Source organism: Brachybacterium atlanticum, assembly GCF_025669985.1.
GTDB lineage: Bacteria > Actinomycetota > Actinomycetes > Actinomycetales > Dermabacteraceae > Brachybacterium > Brachybacterium conglomeratum.
This window is the reverse complement of sequence record NZ_JAKJJW010000080.1, coordinates 1-1,207: the sequence shown is the minus strand read 5'-3', so window position 1 is coordinate 1,207 and position 1,207 is coordinate 1. Positions and strand designations below refer to the sequence as shown.

Below are 1,207 nucleotides of genomic sequence, written 5' to 3'. Positions count from 1 at the left end.
GGTACCAGGAAACTGGTACCGGACGTCGAACAACTCCCCCACCCACATGGCACGTCTCGTCGAAGGAGCAGCATGTCCCCCCTCTGGATCGGCACCAGCTGGAAGATGACCAAGACTCTCGCCGAGGGCCGCGCCTGGGCCGAGGGCCTGCGCGATCACCTCGCGAGCGAGCACGGCGGGCAGGCCCCCTCAGGCGTGCAGCCCTTCGTGATCCCCTCCTTCACCGCCACCACGACGGTGCGGGAGGTCCTCGGCGAGGGTTCCCCCGTGCTGCTCGGCGTGCAGAACGCGCACTGGGAGGACGAGGGCGCGTGGACCGGCGAGGTCTCCGTGCCGCAGGCGAAGGACGCCGGCGCCCAGGTCGTCGAGATCGGGCACTCGGAGCGTCGCGAGCACTTCGGCGAGACCGTGGAGACCACGCGCCTCAAGGTCGCCGCGGCGCTGCGTCACGGGCTCACCCCGCTGCTGTGCATCGGCGAGAGCGCCGAGGTGAAGGAGGCCGGCGACTCGAGCGCGTTCATCCTCGAGCAGGCCGCGGGCGCGCTCGAGGGGCTCTCCGCCGAGGAGCTCGCCCGCGTGGTGATCGCCTACGAGCCGATCTGGGCGATCGGCGAGAAGGGCCGCCCCGCGACGGTCGATGAGCTCGTCGAGCCCTTCGCCGCGCTCGGAGGGCGGTACTCGGGGAAGGTCACGGGGCTGCTCTACGGCGGATCGGTCAACCTCGACAACGCCGCCGGCCTGCTCGGGATCGAGCACGTGACCGGCCTTTTCGTCGGCCGCACCGCGTGGAAGCTGGAGGGCTATCTCGAGCTGCTGCGGATCGCCGAGGCGCACGCGGCCGCCTGATCCCTCCCCCCGCGCCGGGATGTGCTGCGGTGGGGGCATGGACACCTCCTCCGCCCTCCCCGAGGACGCCGCCTGCCCCGGACCTCCCTCCCAGGATCAGGGGGACATCCCCCAGGGGATCCTCACGGTGCCGCGATAGTCTGGGAGCCGTCGACGACGAGGGCCCACGCCGGGTCCGCGGCCGCGCAGGTCGCCTCCCGCGATCGCCTCGAGGCCCGACCGCAGGGCCCTCCCCGTCGAGACCTCAGCTCCGTCCACAGAGAGGTCCGCGGTTCCCATGAGCCCCCAGAGCCCCTCGCCCCGCCGGCACCCGGCACGTCCCGGCGGGACTCCCTCGCGCCCCGGCCCGCGGGCGCACCCC

At 73.2% G+C, this 1,207-nt stretch carries 1 protein-coding gene; it reads left to right on the top strand.

Annotated elements, in window-relative coordinates; translation table 11 throughout:
* Window positions 1–72: 72 nt before the first annotated feature.
* Window positions 73–846 carry a triose-phosphate isomerase gene (locus L3K22_RS16630; protein ID WP_263312370.1) on the top strand — a complete coding sequence of 258 codons (774 nt, stop codon included), beginning with the start codon at window positions 73–75 and terminating at the stop codon, window positions 844–846.
* The last annotated feature ends 361 nt before the right edge of the window (window positions 847–1,207 follow it).